The 16,080-nt window shown below is 39.3% G+C and carries 15 protein-coding genes and 4 tRNA genes; 8 read left to right on the forward strand and 11 right to left on the reverse strand.

The features are described 5' to 3' along the window. Positions 1-190: 190 nt before the first annotated feature. The 7 genes from DC53_RS04895 to murB form a co-directional block, all read right to left on the reverse strand. A tRNA-Thr gene (locus DC53_RS04895) sits at positions 191-266 on the reverse strand. A gap of 11 nt (positions 267-277) precedes the next feature. Continuing rightward, positions 278-352 (reverse strand) — tRNA-Gly (locus tag DC53_RS04890). Between the two features lie 44 nt (positions 353-396). After that, positions 397-481: transfer RNA gene (locus DC53_RS04885), tRNA-Tyr, on the reverse strand. Positions 482-521: 40 nt separating this feature from the next. After that, positions 522-597, reverse strand: a tRNA-Thr gene (locus tag DC53_RS04880). A gap of 126 nt (positions 598-723) precedes the next feature. Then, positions 724-1,434, reverse strand: coding sequence for a type III pantothenate kinase (locus DC53_RS04875; RefSeq protein WP_033031153.1), 711 nt, complete (start codon positions 1,432-1,434; stop codon positions 724-726). Then, the gene (gene birA / locus DC53_RS04870; protein ID WP_033031155.1) at positions 1,431-2,423 is read right to left on the reverse strand and encodes a bifunctional biotin--[acetyl-CoA-carboxylase] ligase/biotin operon repressor BirA; all 993 of its coding nucleotides are present in this window, start codon (positions 2,421-2,423) and stop codon (positions 1,431-1,433) included. The genes DC53_RS04875 and birA overlap by 4 nt, the downstream gene beginning before the upstream one ends. Next, positions 2,423-3,430 (reverse strand): UDP-N-acetylmuramate dehydrogenase, encoded by a 1,008-nt coding sequence (gene murB / locus DC53_RS04865; protein ID WP_033031157.1) that lies wholly within the window; start codon positions 3,428-3,430, stop codon positions 2,423-2,425. Before murB ends, birA begins: the two co-directional genes overlap by 1 nt. 142 nt (positions 3,431-3,572) lie before the next feature. Between murB and DC53_RS04860 the strand changes: the two genes are divergently transcribed. Beyond that, positions 3,573-5,414: a M1 family metallopeptidase gene (locus DC53_RS04860; RefSeq protein ID WP_033031159.1), complete on the forward strand. Its 1,842-nt coding sequence runs from the start codon at positions 3,573-3,575 to the stop codon at positions 5,412-5,414. 53 nt (positions 5,415-5,467) lie between these two features. On the opposite strand, the gene DC53_RS04855 is transcribed toward DC53_RS04860, so the two are convergent. Next, positions 5,468-6,061 (reverse strand): DUF2057 domain-containing protein, encoded by a 594-nt coding sequence (locus DC53_RS04855; protein WP_033031161.1) that lies wholly within the window; start codon positions 6,059-6,061, stop codon positions 5,468-5,470. Positions 6,062-6,153: 92 nt separating this feature from the next. Between DC53_RS04855 and DC53_RS04850 the strand changes: the two genes are divergently transcribed. The 3 genes from DC53_RS04850 (at position 6,154) to DC53_RS04840 (ending at position 9,652) form a co-directional block, all read left to right on the forward strand. After that, positions 6,154-6,525, forward strand: a complete 372-nt coding sequence (locus tag DC53_RS04850; RefSeq protein WP_007378045.1) for a histidine triad nucleotide-binding protein — start codon at positions 6,154-6,156, stop codon at positions 6,523-6,525. 219 nt (positions 6,526-6,744) lie between these two features. Beyond that, positions 6,745-7,401, forward strand: coding sequence for a helix-turn-helix transcriptional regulator (locus DC53_RS04845; protein ID WP_007378044.1), 657 nt, complete (start codon positions 6,745-6,747; stop codon positions 7,399-7,401). Positions 7,402-7,495: 94 nt separating this feature from the next. After that, positions 7,496-9,652, forward strand: a complete 2,157-nt coding sequence (locus DC53_RS04840) for a response regulator (protein ID WP_033031163.1) — start codon at positions 7,496-7,498, stop codon at positions 9,650-9,652. An 84-nt stretch (positions 9,653-9,736) separates the two neighbouring features. On the opposite strand, the gene DC53_RS04835 is transcribed toward DC53_RS04840, so the two are convergent. After that, the gene (locus DC53_RS04835) at positions 9,737-10,510 is read right to left on the reverse strand and encodes an amidohydrolase (protein ID WP_033031165.1); all 774 of its coding nucleotides are present in this window, start codon (positions 10,508-10,510) and stop codon (positions 9,737-9,739) included. After that, positions 10,498-11,640 carry a methionine aminotransferase gene (locus DC53_RS04830; protein WP_033031167.1) on the reverse strand — a complete coding sequence of 381 codons (1,143 nt, stop codon included), beginning with the start codon at positions 11,638-11,640 and terminating at the stop codon, positions 10,498-10,500. Before DC53_RS04830 ends, DC53_RS04835 begins: the two co-directional genes overlap by 13 nt. Before the next feature lie 108 nt (positions 11,641-11,748). Here DC53_RS04830 and DC53_RS04825 point away from each other — a divergent pair, with 108 nt between their 5' ends. The 3 genes from DC53_RS04825 to DC53_RS04815 are packed head-to-tail and all read left to right on the forward strand — an operon-like array spanning position 11,749 to position 13,600. Beyond that, the gene (locus DC53_RS04825; RefSeq protein WP_033031169.1) at positions 11,749-12,378 is read left to right on the forward strand and encodes a methylthioribulose 1-phosphate dehydratase; all 630 of its coding nucleotides are present in this window, start codon (positions 11,749-11,751) and stop codon (positions 12,376-12,378) included. Beyond that, positions 12,375-13,061 carry an acireductone synthase gene (mtnC, locus tag DC53_RS04820; RefSeq protein WP_033031171.1) on the forward strand — a complete coding sequence of 229 codons (687 nt, stop codon included), beginning with the start codon at positions 12,375-12,377 and terminating at the stop codon, positions 13,059-13,061. Before DC53_RS04825 ends, mtnC begins: the two co-directional genes overlap by 4 nt. Then, positions 13,058-13,600: a 1,2-dihydroxy-3-keto-5-methylthiopentene dioxygenase gene (locus DC53_RS04815; RefSeq protein ID WP_008136549.1), complete on the forward strand. Its 543-nt coding sequence runs from the start codon at positions 13,058-13,060 to the stop codon at positions 13,598-13,600. Before mtnC ends, DC53_RS04815 begins: the two co-directional genes overlap by 4 nt. 63 nt (positions 13,601-13,663) lie before the next feature. Here the strand turns inward: DC53_RS04815 and mtnA are convergent, their stop codons facing one another. Further along, positions 13,664-14,689, reverse strand: a complete 1,026-nt coding sequence (mtnA, locus tag DC53_RS04810; protein ID WP_033031173.1) for an S-methyl-5-thioribose-1-phosphate isomerase — start codon at positions 14,687-14,689, stop codon at positions 13,664-13,666. A 129-nt stretch (positions 14,690-14,818) separates the two neighbouring features. On the opposite strand from mtnA, the gene mtnK reads away from it, so the two are divergent. Next, positions 14,819-16,036: an S-methyl-5-thioribose kinase gene (mtnK, locus tag DC53_RS04805; RefSeq protein WP_033031175.1), complete on the forward strand. Its 1,218-nt coding sequence runs from the start codon at positions 14,819-14,821 to the stop codon at positions 16,034-16,036. Positions 16,037-16,080 lie beyond the last annotated feature (44 nt).

Raw genomic sequence — 16,080 nt, forward strand, 5'->3', positions numbered from 1 at the left:
ACGTGGCCGATTGTACCAACGTTTACGTGCGGTTTTACGCGTTCAAACTTTTCTTTTGCCATGACGGAACCTATCAGTTTTGTGTATCTAAATTACATATGAAAATAATCCACCAGAGGTAGATTAAGTTAATTTTTTCAAATAGTATTTTCTGACAGATAAAGGAAGTAATCAAGGAGATTCTTAGGACTGGTGCTGATAGGCAGAGTCGAACTGCCGACCTCACCCTTACCAAGGGTGCGCTCTACCAACTGAGCTATATCAGCAACACAAGAACTGGAGCGGGCAGCGGGAATCGAACCCGCATCATCAGCTTGGAAGGCTGAGGTAATAGCCATTATACGATGCCCGCATAAAAATCTGTTCTTAAACTACCTCTAACCGTCAAGAATAAAGTGGTGGAGGGAGCTGGATTCGAACCAGCGAAGGCTGAGCCGTCAGATTTACAGTCTGATCCCTTTGGCCGCTCGGGAACCCCTCCACGATAATTCTCTACTAATTCACTTCCGGTAAAAGGAAAGTGGTGCCGACTAACCGAGTCGAACGGTTGACCTACTGATTACAAGTCAGTTGCTCTACCAGCTGAGCTAAGTCGGCACTGCTTTAGTACGGGGCGAGATATTAGAGTAAGGTTTATTGGGATGCAACTATAAAATTAAAAAAAGTGTAAATTTTTAGTTTAAATGCTCAATATTCACGCGAAAACACGTTTTTTGCACTTTTTTATGTTGTTTTACTTAGTTCGCGCCAATAATGTAACCCCCTCATTACTAGCAATGAATCAAAAATACTTCCTGCAAATTGCTGTTGTAAAAGCAAGCCATAGCCACCAGCAAAAATTATTTGTACTTTTTGCTCTGTTTTTTTATCCGTTAAGTGCAACTTAGCTTGCTCAATTGCTCCAATGGTTGCGACTAAAGCACCGTTTTTTAAACCATTAGGCGTATTTTTACCCAGTTCATTGGTGAATGGAGTTTTACCGTCATCAAAAACACGTTGAGTATTTTGTGTAAGTGATGAGGTCATTAAATCAAGCCCGGGTAAAATCCAGCCACCTAAATGCAACCCTTCACTACTAAGCACATCAATTGTTGTCGCAGTACCCGCATCAACAACAATGCATGCTGTGTTTGGATATAACGTAAATCCAGCAATAAGCGCAAGCCACCTGTCTATGCCTAAGTTAGCTACATGCTCGTAAGCGCATACAAGATCTCCAAGCGTTTTTGTTACCTTGGCTTCAAAACAAATAATATTATTGCTAGCCGCTTGCGCGAGAATATCGTTTAGTAAATCACTGCGCCCTACACATGCATAAATCACTTCGGTTATTTGTAACCAAGGCAGGTTATTTATATCTGCCGGTTGTGCTTGCTCGTTATGCCACAACACAGCTTTTAATGATGTATTTCCTACGTCGATCAATAATCTCATAATTGCGCCTTTCTAAGGGAGACTTCCCCGCCGTAATAACCTTTTACTTCCCCGTCTTGGCGAATTCGTATTCCACCTTGTGCGTCAATACCTTCACATATTCCACGCCAGCTTCTGTGCCCTGTGTTTAGTTCAACATATTCACCAGCAAACGCATTGAGCGAATTCCATTGCTCATACATTCCTTGCAAACCCGTTTGACGATACTGCGCTAAACGCTGCTCCAAATGATGAGTAAGAGAAGCCACCAGTGAATTTTTATCAAGTTGTTGAGTATGTTGACTTAGGTCGGTCCACGCTTGGTCTATATGCTGACTAAAGCTCTCAGGCATTTGTAAATTAATACCGATACCAATCACTAACTGACAAGGTCCTTGCGGTTGTCCATCTAATTCAACTAATACACCTGCAAGTTTTTGCTTATTTATATAAATATCGTTAGGCCACTTAAGTTCTACGTCAACTTGGTATAACGCTTTAATAGCATCATAAACAGCAAGACCTACTGCAATTGATACGCCCATTGCAGCTTGTAAGCCGTCATCTAAACGCCAAAAGTAACTGTAATACAAATTAGCGCCGAATGGGGATTGCCAAACACGGCCGCGTCTACCACGTCCTGCTTGCTGCATTTCAGCAACAATAACAGTGCCAGACTCAAGCGTTGTTTTGGCCTGTATACGGCGCATAAGCTCGCTGTTAGTCGAATCAATAATAGGGTGTACTTCTACATCGGCAGTATTTGCACCTAGCGCTTTGTAGTGCTGATCAATTTGCGTTTTATTTAAAAGGCCCACCTGACTATTCAAACAATAGCCTTTGCCAGTCACTTTAAAAATATCCAAGCCCATTTCTTGTAACGTTTTAATATGTTTACTTACCGCAGCTCGGCTAATGCCAAGCTGTTCACCCAGCGCTTGGCCAGATACAAAAACACCTTGCTTTAAAGCATTTAAAATAGCGAGTTTGTTTCCATCAGGTGCTTTCATTACTTAGGCTCCGCGTTAATATGGCATTCGCTGCGTGCATCCATTAAACGTACTTCGTGCTCTAACATAATGTTGTAACGCGTATAAACCATTCGCTGAATGTGTTTAATTATTTTTATTAGGTCGCTGCCTTCACTATTTCCGTGATTAACAAGTACTAGTGCTTGTTGTTGATGCACTTCAATACCTGCCTCGCGGTGCCCTTTTAAACCACTTTGATCGATTAACCAACCTGCCGCGACCTTATGATGACTTTGCCCATATTCGTAATGAGGTAAATCAGCAAATTGCTTTAATAGCTCAGCTAACTGCTGGTTGGTTATTATAGGGTTTTTAAAAAAGCTACCCGCATTGGCAAGTGTATATGGGTTAGGTAATTTGCTATTGCGAGTTTGTATTATTTGATCGAACACAGCCTGCGGCGTAACAACCTTAAGTTGCTGCAAAGGGCCATAACTCAATACTGGTTGCCATTTTTTTGGGAGCGCTAAATGTACCTGCGTGATCACCGCTTTATTTTTAAGGGCATGTTTAAATATTGAGTCTCTGTAAGCAAATTCACATTGTTCGTTATTTAATAAATGCATAGTGTTAGTGGTTATATCAAAGTATTCTACCAACTCAATAAATTTAGCTATCTCAATGCCATAAGCACCAATATTTTGTACCGGCGATGCGCCAACAGTCCCTGGTATAAGTGCTAGATTTTCAAGCCCCGGTATATTTTCCTCTAATAAATAACTGACTAGTTGATGCCAGTTTTCGCCTGCGGCAATACTTATTAGTGTGTCGCTCTCACGCTCGGTAATTTTAATACCTTTTAAGGCTATCTTTATAACCGTACCCATGTAGTCATTTAAAAATACGGTATTACTGCCCTCGCCTAGCAAACAAAACGGCGCGCTAAAACTTTGCGTTTTAAGTTGCTCAAGCTGAGTAATTTCAACAAAATTTTGGCATTGGCTGTTTAATGCGAATGTATGTAAGGAGTGTAATGAATGCGCCACAAAGCTCTCTAAAAATACCGGTAACTAATCGCAATAGTTTACCTCATCATCGCAAATGTGGCACTAGATTGTAAAAATCACTCAACCCGCCGTGTCAATCGTGATATAAAACCTGCACTTTTTATTTGTGTTCAGAGTAATGATGAAAATTAAACCTCTTTTTTTAAGCCTCGCTATGGCGGGTATGTGTTCGCAAGCAATGGCTAATGCGATTGACCAAAACTCGTATGCTAACCTTGATGATGTTGTTACTACTCACTTAAACCTTGATTTAGATGTCGACTTTGCCGACAAGCAGTTAGAAGGTTTTGTAGAGCATACTCTTCAGTGGAACAACAGCAAAAGTAGAACTCTGGTACTTGATACCCGCGACTTAGACATTGATAAAGTAATGTACAAAGATCAAAGCGGTAACTGGAAAAAAGCGACTTTTGATTTAGCTAAGCGAGATGACGTTAAAGGCTCAAAGCTTACTATTGTGTTTAAAAACCAAGCTGAAGTAGTTCGTATTTACTACAACAGTCGCCCAGAAGCTTCAGGCCTGCAATGGTTAACACCAGAGCAAACGGCAAGTAAAACGCATCCATTTATGTACAGCCAATCGCAAGCAATTCATGCACGTAGTTGGATCCCAGTGCAAGATACACCCGCAATGCGTGTAACTTACTCTGCACGAATTCATACACCAAAAGATATACGTGCTGTAATGAGTGCCGATAACAAAGATGCGCTTTATAAAGATGGCGACTACATTTTTGATATGCCACAAGCAATTTCACCTTACCTAATTGCTATTGGCGCAGGTAACTTAGAATTTAAAGCAATGTCGCATCAAACAGGCATATTTGCTGAGCCGACAATTTTAGATGCCTCAGTTGCTGAATTTGACGACACCCAAGCCATGATCGATAAAACAAACGCGATGTACGGCGAATATGCATGGGGTCGCTACGACTTATTAATGCTACCACCAAGTTTTCCGTTTGGTGGCATGGAAAACCCACGCTTATCATTTATTACTCCAACTGTTGTTGCTGGTGATAAAAGCTTAGTTAACCTTATTGCTCACGAGCTTGCTCATTCTTGGTCAGGTAACTTAGTAACTAATGCAACGTGGGAAGATTTATGGTTAAACGAAGGTTTTACCTCGTACGTTGAAAACCGCATTATGGAAGAAGTATTTGGCCGTGACCGTGCGGTTATGGAACAAGCACTTGATTCAGCGTCTTTACGCGCACAACTTAAAACAATTGATGCACCAGATACACGCCTTAATTTAAAACTTAACGGCCGCGACCCAGACGATGCATTCAGCTCAGTGCCTTACACTAAAGGTCAATTATTTTTAATTTACCTAGAAAACAAATATGGTCGCGATAAGTTTGACCCGTTTGTAAAAGCGTACTTTAAAGAGTTTTCGTTTAAATCACTTACTACCGCGCAATTTGTTACTTACTTAAAAGCTAACTTAATTGAAAAGTATCCTGGTGTTGTAAGCATGGATAAAGTAAACGAATGGATTTTTGAACCTGGATTACCAAGTGATGCGCCAAACCCTACTTCTGATGCATTTGATAAAGTAGATACAGCAACAGCAGCATGGCTAAAAGGCGACACAACTGCAACTCAACTGCCAACGGCTGATTGGTCTGTGCATGAGTGGCTACACTTTTTAAATAACTTACCACGCGATTTAAGCATAGAGAAAATGAGCGAGCTTGATAGTGAATTTAACCTAACGCAATCAACTAACGCTGAACGTGCGTTTGCTTGGTTTATGCTAGCAGTAGGTAATGGTTATCAACCAATTTATCCTGCGCTTAATAAGCACTTATCAGGTATTGGCCGTCGTAAGTTAATTGTGCCGTTATATAAATCACTTATCACTAACGGTAAAAAAGAGTGGGCACAAAGCGTGTACTTAAAAGCACGCCCTGGGTATCACCCTCTTGCACAAGGTACTATTGACGCATTATTTGAATAAATAGCGTTAACTAGACACTAAAAAGGGCCAAATTTGGCCCTTTTGTTTTTCTGTTATTTTGTCACTTTTTCTAAAAAAGCTTTACGCTCTGACGTTGTGGCTTGTTGCCACCAAAAATCAAGCATATTCGCTGCGCTTGGCATCCCCTGACTATTAACAGGCCCTAGTGGCTTATTTGATTTTTGAGAAACAACAGCCGAACTTACCATTGGTTTCATCGGCTTTACTTTTTCCATTTGATTATTGGAAACAACAGTTAAGGGTTCAGGCAGTGAGCTGCCTTTGGCTTGTAAACTCACCTCAGGTACTTCTGCAAATAGTTTCGCCGACACGGCGTTATCTGCCCGATTAAACACCAAAGTGTAATTTTTCCCAGCTTCAACGGTAACATCTACCCAAAACGGTTCTGACTCAATCACTTCATGATCGTCAAAGCCTTGTTCATATAAGTCGGTATATTTTAATTTTAGCTGATAAGTACCCGGCGCAAGCTCTAAATCATCAACCCGACTAAATAAAGAGCTTTCTATAACACGCTCTCCCACTTGTAATGGCACAAACTCTTCAGGGAAGTGAATATTTTCTGCCATACTCGATACACTAAATAACAGCACTGCCGCACTGCCCATTAATACTGATTTACGCATATTTACTCCTTTAGTTATTTTCAGTTTGACACTGCTATGAAATTTTGTCATTAGTGAGCCTAAATTTCATAATATTTAATTAGGGACATACCATGAGTCAAAATACAATTTTTACAAAAATAATTAATCGTGAAATTCCAGCAGACATTATTTATGAAGATGATGATACCCTTGCATTTAAAGATATAAATCCTCAAGCCCCATTCCATGTATTGATTATCCCAAAAAAAGCAATTGCCACTATCAATGATATAAATGATGAAAATTCATACTTAATTGGCAATTTATATACCGTAGCAGCAAAGTTAGCTAAACAACATAATTTTGCAGACAACGGCTATCGAGTAGTAATGAACTGTAACGAGCATGGTGGGCAAACTGTATACCATATACACTTGCATATGCTTGCAGGGAAAGAGATGGGCTGGCCTCCGTATCAAGATGTTAAAAAGAGTTTTATTTAAATGATGACTTTTATTGTACTCTTTTAATATACGTTAAGTGCCAAATGTTAATATTTCTCATGTTTAACAAACGAAAAACAATTACTTATTTGCAACATTTTATGTTTAAATAATCGTAAAATCGTACTTGTTTTCAAGTAAAATAGCGACTTTCTAATACAAAAGGTGTGGAAGTCGTGATAAACTTAATCAGTCAGCTTTATAAAAGAGTATAAAAATATGAGCAGTTCTGCCTTTTTGTTATTAGATCAAGAGCCAATTAATACTATTGGCATTAACGTTTTAGAACCTTTGTTAAAAACGCAAGGCCTTGACGTAACCACAGGTACAAACATTTTAGATATACCTGAAGGGACTCGATTACTGTTTATTGAAACATCAAGTAAAGATGCATGGGGAAAGCTAAAAGAACAATTAGTAAACCTACGCGTTAAATGCGATATCATATTATTTAACCTAGACGAAAATCCAGAACTAGCTAACCGTGCATTATTAAGCGGTATTCGTGGTGTGTTTTATACGACTGATAACGCCGATGTATTAATGAAAGGTATTCGTTTATTAATGGAAGATCAGCTTTGGTATCGCCGTGACATAATGTGTAACGCATTAAACCGTATGCTACAGTTTAATAAAGATGCACTTCATAAGCTAACCGAAGGTGATATAGAACCAGTTAAATTAACTAAACGAGAAAAAGCAATTATCTCGTTAATGAGTAATGGTTCTAAAAATAAAGAAATTGCTGAAGAATTAAGTATTAGTCCGCACACTGTAAAAACTCATCTATACAGTGCATTTAGAAAAACTAAATGTCGTAATCGCATTGAGCTATTGTCTTGGGCGCAGCAAAATATACCAGACGAAATTCGTTAAATACGCATTTCGTTTAAATATAAAAACAGACACTTAGGTGTCTGTTTTTATATTTACTACCCACTTGTTAAAACATCACTTCGCTGGAAACTAAATGCTCGACTCTTTCACTCTTTACTTTGCCAGCATAGCCATAGTGGTTGTAATGACCTTGCTTAATTTTTTAACATGGCGAACAAACAAGCAAACTCCAGGTACGCTGCTTTATATTTTTTACCCTATTTTATTACTGGGTTCTGTTATTGGTTTTACCCTTGTTGGTAATACACATAATTTAGTTATTATTAGCATTGCCAGTAGCATGATGTTTGCAGCTTCTATTGTGCATTGCCTATCACTCAGCCAATTTTTAAATTATCACGGTATTGGCTTCAAATTAATCTGCTCATTTACTGCTTTTAGCGCTGTAATGCTCGGTTATTACACCTTTTATGATCCCTCTTTACACGAACGAGTTATTGCATCTGATATACAACATATAGCTGAAGCTATATTTTTATTATTTATATTTATCAAACATGCCCGTGCGCCCTATCCTAATGGCAGTATTGTATACATTATTATATTGACTCTCGTTGCTTTTAGTTTTATTGGCCGCTCGTTATTTATGGACGATATTGAACAAAGTAATCTATTAATTAATGGCTGGTTTAGCTCACTATTATTTTTAAATGGCGTCATTGCACCCATGTTCTATGCTGCAGGCATGGCCTTATTGTGTAATGAACGCAGAGAGCAGCATCTCAATAAACTAGCCGATAAAGCGCAAAAAGACTTAGAAATACGCGGACTATTTCTCTCAACTATTAGCCACGAAATACGCACCCCACTGAATGGTATTTTAGGCAGCGCTCAGCTTGTCATGAACCAAACAAGTGATACCCGTAATAAAGCTTATTGCGAGGCAATTATAAACTCCGCCGAATCACTCAATTTACTCGTAGATAAAGTACTTGATTACGCAAGCCTAGATCAAAGTGATGAAGCACTTTATGAAGAAGATATAGAATTTAAAACATGGCTCAATAATTTATGTCTATTACTGAGCCCACTTGCCGAGCAAAAACATCTTAAATTTGAGCTTGTGTGCAATATTCCAGAGCAAGCTTGTTATTACTGCGACCAACAAAAACTTAGGCAAATTATTATTAACTTAGTGGGTAATGCCATTAAATTTACCGACCACGGTGTTGTGAAAATTCAAGTTGATTTAATTTTAGAGAAACAACTTGAACACACCATAAAAATAAGTGTGAAGGACTCTGGCCCAGGCATAGAAAACGACGAGATAGCTTACTTAACAGAACCTTATGTACAAAGTAGCGCAGGTAAAGAAAAAGGTGGAACCGGCCTAGGTTTAGCCATTACCAGCCGTTTGCTTGAAAAGCTTAGTAGCCGGCTCGAAATTGCAAGCCAACTCGGTACAGGGAGTGTATTTAGCTTTATCGTTACTTTTACTTTGGGCGAACTAAGTTTAGTAGAACAGCGACACCAGACTAAAGATTACCTAACAGGCCTTGATGTATTATTGGTTGAAGATTTAGATTTGAACCAAAAAATTGCTATCGAATTTATGGCCGACGATGAGCACAAAATTAAGCTCGCAAAAGATGGGAAAAGCGCTATTGAGCTTATGCAAAAACATCACTTTGATGTAGTGTTACTTGATATGAACTTACCTGACTTAACAGGCCAAGAAGTACTTAAACGCCTAAAGCACATAGATCATAAGAATCAACGAACTCCCGTGCTCGCTTTTACTGCAAGCCTTAGCCCCGACGAAGTAAAAGAATATTTAGAATTAGGAATAAAAGATATTGTTGGCAAGCCTATTAAACACCAAAAGCTTCGCCAAGCACTTAGCGACTCTCAATCAAATCAAACGGCTAATATTACTGTAGAACTTATTGACACTTTGTACGACGAAACCGCAGCAGAGACACTAACCACTTCGTTTAGTGAAGATGAAGTATCGTCTATTTATAACGAATTTGTACTTTCAGCACGAAATAAACTCATTCGTTGCCAAGAGCTTACTACTCAGCATCCAGAGCAATGTATTAAGCTTTTACATCGCCAGGCAAGCACAGCCTTACAGTTAGGTTTTAATCGTTATGGTATAGCGCTAAAAAAAATAGAGCGCCGCTTACTCGATAAAAAACCACACAACGACATGCTTGATGAAGCGCTAGATCTGTGGCAACAAAGCTTAGAGCAATATTTAAAGTTTGTGCGCGGGCAACTTCTATAAGCTAAGAAAAACAAGGTCTCACAAAAATTGTAGAACATAAATTTATATCCCCTTAGAGCATTCTGCGCTTATCATTAAATCGCTCTAAACTAATGTAAAAGGGTCTGCATCTAAATAGGCAGGAAACGCTGCTTTAAACTCATCCAGTGGCGCTTTTTCAAGTGTTATAGTAACTAGTTGCTCAGCGTTATCTTGCGCTTTAGTTAATGCATCGCCTTTGAAGTCGTATACTGCAGTACCGCCATTGTGCGCCACACCATTACCGTCGTCACCCACTCGATTAACGCCTACTACGTAGCACAGGTTTTCCATTGCACGCGCCATAAGTAACGTATCCCAAATATGGCGGCGCACAGCCGGCCAATTTGCTACGTTTATCATTACATCGTAGTCGTTATTATTACGTTGAAATACCGGAAAGCGCAGGTCGTAACATACTTGTGGTAATAGTTTAAAACCGTTGATTTCAAAAACTTTACGCGCTTGCCCTGCTACAACGTAATCGCCCTCGCTGCCTAAGCGAAATAAATGGCGTTTATCGTAATAACTCACCTCACCATCGGGTTTTACCCAATAAAACCGATTCGCTTTTTTATCGCCTTGTGCAACAAGTGCCGAACCTGCAATAACCGCATTATGTTTATGAGCCTGCGCCTTTAACCACGTCAGTACTTTACCGTTTTCGGGCTCTGCACAATCTAAATTGATAGCAAAGCCAGTCGAGAATGTTTCGGGCAGTAAAATAAGATCGGGCTGATGCATAATTGCTTCAAGCTGCTTATTAAACATGGCTAAATTAGCATCTTTATCAAGCCAATAAAGCGAGCTTTGCAATGCTGTAATGGTTAAAGTTGACATAATATTTGCGAAGCCTCTATGAGAGTGTTGTCGTTTTTAGCAAAGCATAAACGAATTACTTTGTCGGTTGGTGCCTTTTGATAAAACACACTTAACGGAATAGCCGCAACACCTGCTTGCTCAACTAACCAATGGCAAAAATCAATATCGTTTAAATCCGATACATCACTGTAATCTAACAATAAAAAGTAAGTACCTTGGCTAGGTAAAATTTTAAAACGGCTGTTACTTAAATGGCTCGCTAATAAGTCGCGTTTTTGCTGATAAAACCCGCTTAGCTCATCTATATGCTCACCTTGCTGCTCGAGCATATCGGCAAGCGCATGCTGTGCGGGGGTAAAACTTGAAAACGTAACGTACTGATGAATTTTTCTAAATTCGACAGCTAAATCGGCAGGTGCAATACAGTAACCCATTTTCCAGCCCGTGCTATGAAATGTTTTACCAAAACTCGATATAACAAAGCTTTTGGTAAATAATTCATCATCGCGTAATACACTTAAATGCGGTTGTTCATCAAACGTAATGTGTTCATATACCTCATCGCTTATTACATATAAATTGTGAGTGCTAACCAACTCTTTAAGCTTTTTTATATCATGTGGCTGTAATATTTTACCGCTAGGGTTATGAGGTGTATTTATAATAATTGCACGGGTATTTTTAGTAATTGCTTGGCTTACTACTTGCCAATCAATAGTGTAATTTGGCGCACTTAAAGCAATGTGTACCGACTTTCCACCAGCGAGTTCAATTGCCGGTTGGTAAGAGTCATATGCAGGGTCAAATACAATCACTTCATCACTGGGGCGCACAATTGTTTGAATAGCTACAAACAATGCCTCTGTTGCACCCGAGGTAACAGTAACTTGATCAGCTGCGTTTATATCAACTGCATATTTGCGCTTTGCTAAATCAGCAATTTGTTGCTGTAATCTTGGTACGCCACTTGAAGGTGAATATTGATTAACGCCCTGCTGCACATAATAATTTAACTGCGTTTTTAAAAGATCAGGAGCATCAAACTCAGGAAAGCCTTGAGAGAGATTAATTGCCGAAAACTCATTAGCCAATCCGCTCATTTGGCTAAATATACTAACGCCTAAATTTGGTAATTTACTTTCAAACACGAGATGCCCTTAATGATGGTTTTGCGCTTAAAGCGATGCTATCATTGCTTAAAACAGAAGTATAGCCGTCTAAAAACAATTAACTTTACGCTCATTAGTGAGGAATGTATGCAAAACAATACCGCTATTTCACAACTTATTGAAGCCGGAAAATGGGTTAGCCAAAAAGGCTGGGTACCCGCAACAGGCGGAAACTTTTCAGCTCGTACTAGCACTGGCTTTGTTGTTACAGCAAGTGGGCACGATAAAGGCTCACTGACGCAAGCGCATTTTTTGCAATTAGATCACCAAGGCGAGCGCCTAGCAGGAGCTGTAAAACCATCGGCAGAAACACAATTACACCTAAGTTTGTATCAGCTTATACATGATGCACAGTGTGTTTTACATACTCACTCTGTAGCCGCTACCGTACTGTCGCAAATTACCCAAGAGCATCAGCTTGATTTAACAGGCTATGAAATGCAAAAAGCACTGAGCGGCTTTACTTCACACTTAGAAACGCTGAGCATTCCTATTTTCGATAACGATCAAGATATTGACCGATTAAGCCTGCTGGTCAGTGACCATCATTTACATACGCCTATAGAGCACGGCGTACTGATACGTGGTCATGGTTTATATGCAGTAGGACGTAATATTGATGAAGTTCGTCGCCACTTAGAAGCCTTAGAGTTTTTATTTAGCTGCGAACTAGAACGCCTAAAAATAATAGGTATTCAAGCGGGAGTAACTAAATGATTAAAGCCATTTTAACCGACATCGAAGGCACAATAACCCGTATTTCGTTCGTTAAAGAGGTGTTATTTCCTTACGCGGCAAAACAGTTACCTACCTTCATACGTGCCAATGCTAATAAACCGGATGTAGCCGAGCAAATTAATGCCGTAAAAGCCCTTATCGAAAAGCCAAACGCCGATATAGAAGAAGTCATTAGCGCCTTACTTACCTGGATTGATGAAGATAAAAAAATCACTCCACTTAAGCAGTTACAAGGCTTAATTTGGCAAACAGGGTATGAACACGGCGATTTTAAGGGTCATTTATACCCAGATGCATTTGATTTTTTACAAGCTCAACACAACAACGATATTACTTTGTATGTGTACTCATCTGGTTCGGTAAAAGCGCAGCTGTTGCTTTTTAAATACAGTGATTATGGCGACATTCGCAGCTTTTTTTCTGACTTTTTTGACACCAAAGTTGGCGCAAAGCAAGAACGAACTGCCTATAACACCATTGTTGAACTGTTACCGTTTCAGGCAGAAGAAATACTCTTTTTAAGTGATGTAACCGGTGAGCTTGACGCCGCGCAGGCTGTGGGTTTAAAAACACTACATTTAATTCGTGATGGGCAAGCAAGCACTAAAGCACACCCTTATATTAATGACTTTAGTCAATTTAAATTGGAGCAATTAGTATGAGCCAATTAACGGTGTATGCCGACAACAATGCAAACAAGGCACTTGTGAGCACATCAAATGCTGATGATATTACAAAGCAGCTAGCTAAAGTAAACGTACGTTTTGAACAGTGGCAAGCAAATGCAGATATTAATCAGCACACCACCCATGAGCAAATTATTAGTGCGTACAAAAGCGATATAGATCGGTTAAAAACTGAAAATGGCTATCAAACAGTAGATGTTATATCTCTAGCTAAAGGTAACCCTGGCGCATCAGAGCTGCGCAAAAAATTTTTATTTGAACATACTCATAGTGAAGACGAAGTACGTTTTTTTGTAAAAGGCCAAGGGCTATTTTGCCTGCATTTAGGCAATAAGGTTTATCAGGTACTTTGCCAACAAGGCGATTTAATTTCAGTGCCTGAACTTACCCCGCATTGGTTTGATATGGGAAGCGATCCTGAGTTTACTGCCATTCGCTTATTTAACAATACAGAGGGCTGGGTAGCAAAAAGCACTGACTCGTCTATTGCAGAGCAATTTCCACTATTATCGTAAGTTGGTCATTCAAAACCTTGGTCCACACTAATAAACATAGCGTGGACCAAAAATACCGCGAAGTTACTTAAGCTTTATGAGACCGCCATTTTCTACCTGACTTTGGTTATAAACCCCCGTGTCTAACATCCACCCTGTAACCAGTTTTGCCGGTGTTATATCAAATGCAGGGTTATATACATTGGCATTAGTGGGTGCCCACAAAGCCTCACCAAAGCTACCGCTAACTCCGCGCACTTCTTGAGGATTACGTTGCTCTATTTCTATATCATCACCACACGCGGTGTTGGTATCAAGCGTAGTAATAGGCGCAACTACATAAAATGGAATGTTATGAAAATACGCAAGTACGGCTAAATTATAGGTACCCACTTTATTAGCAAAATCACCATTGGCGGCAATACGATCAGCCCCTACCACTATTTTATCTACCTTACCTGCAGCCATTAAACTTGCCGCCATATTATCGCAAATTAATGTGTAAGGTATTTTCCAGCGCTCAAGCTCAAAGGCCGTTAAGCGGCCGCCTTGTAATAATGGTCGTGTTTCATCAACCCACACATGTACGTTGCCATGTTTTTGCTGCGCTTTGTAAATAACACCCAGTGCAGTACCAATACCAGCGGTTGCAAGCGCCCCTGTATTACAATGAGTTAATATGTTGTCGCCACTATTTATAAGCTCGGCACCACGATTTGCCATTCGTTCACACAACTCAATATCTTCAATAAACAACCGCTCAGCAGTACTAACAATACCGGCAACATAATCGCTTTGCGTTAAAGCTTTTCGCAATGCCGCCATACAATGCATTAAATTAACCGCCGTTGGACGAGTGGCTTCTAGTTCATTGATTGCTTTTTCAAGCTCACTTTTCACTACCCCTTGCTCAGCTAAATACGCCACTAACAAGCTCGCGCTTAAACCAATAAGTGGAGCTCCACGTACTTTTAAGTTAATGATCAGCTCTTTCATGGTTTCTACATCATGGCACTGATGCCATACCTGCTGGTGAGGTAGTAAATATTGGTCGAGCACACTAAGCGACCCGTTTTCATATTTTAAACTGCTTGCGATTAAATTTTGCATAATGCTTAAGGTATTAAAAATGCGTGACGTTATTTTACACCACTTTGAATAACTCTCAAGTTAGACTTGTAGACATCTAAACATTTAAAGGTATAGAATGCTTAAAAGCTGATTTTTGAGATTAAAACCATGACTAACTATGTTGCTTTTAACGCACAGCGCGCTATCGATTACGTATCGACATTAATTGAATCTAAACAATGTAATTTTTTTGATTCCGGACAAACCTTATCTGCGTATGAGTTTGGTGATGGCAATCTTAATTTAGTGTTTAGAATTACTGATGAGCAAAACAATAGTGTTATTTTAAAGCAAGCTCTGCCTTACGCGCGTTGCGTGGGTGAGTCGTGGCCATTAACACTTGATAGAGCCCGTATAGAAGCACAAGCTTTACTTAACCATGGTGCTATTTGCCCTACTTATACTGCTAATGTTTTACATTATAGTGAAATACAAGCCCTTACTATTTTAGAAGATTTAGGTAATTTACAAATATTGCGTACTGCACAAAATAATGCAGAGCAATTTCCTAAATTGGCACAGCATGTAGCTACCTACTTAAGCCACACCGGCTTTTATAATTCAGATTTTTACTTAACCGCGCAAACTAAAAAAGCGCTCGTTAGCCAATTTACTAATCCTGAGCTTTGCCAAATCACTGAAGACTTATTTTTTAGCGACCCGTACATTGGGCACGAACGCAATAACTACCCAGATCAACTACAAAGCGAAGTTGATGCAATACAAAAAAACAGCGCATTAAAGTTAGAAATAGCAAAATTAAAAGCTAATTTTTTATCTAACCCGCAAACATTACTTCATGGTGATATGCATAGCGGCAGTATTTTTGTTGATTGTAATAATACAAAGATGATCGATCCTGAGTTTGGTTTTTTTGGTCCTGTTGGGTTCGATATTGGCTCTTTTATTGGTAATTTACTTTTAAATTACTGCGCACAATACGGGCATATTGAAGATTTTGTGGCTCGTCGTAATTACCAAACACATTTACTTAGCTGTATCGTAGACACCTATAGTTTATTTGAGCAGCAATGGCTTGAATTAATACGCACTAAAACAACAGATGAATCACTAGCGCCAGTAGGCTATGCGCAATACTTTATGAAAAACGTATTGCAAGATGCTGTTGGTTACTGTGGTGCTGAGCTAATTAGGCGTACTATAGGGCTTGCGCACGTAAGCGATATAGATAGTATTAGTGATGAGAATGCGCGCCTTACAGTGCAAAAACAAACATTAGCACTAGGCGAGCAACTTATTTTAAATGCACAAACATGCAACAACAAAGAAGCATTCTTTAGTTTATTAATAAGCCAATTAAACTAACAAACATTAAAAAGGCGCTATTAGCGCCTTCTAGTTAGTTAAAA

It is taken from the genome of Pseudoalteromonas fuliginea (assembly GCF_000690055.1).
Lineage (GTDB): Bacteria > Pseudomonadota > Gammaproteobacteria > Enterobacterales > Alteromonadaceae > Pseudoalteromonas > Pseudoalteromonas fuliginea.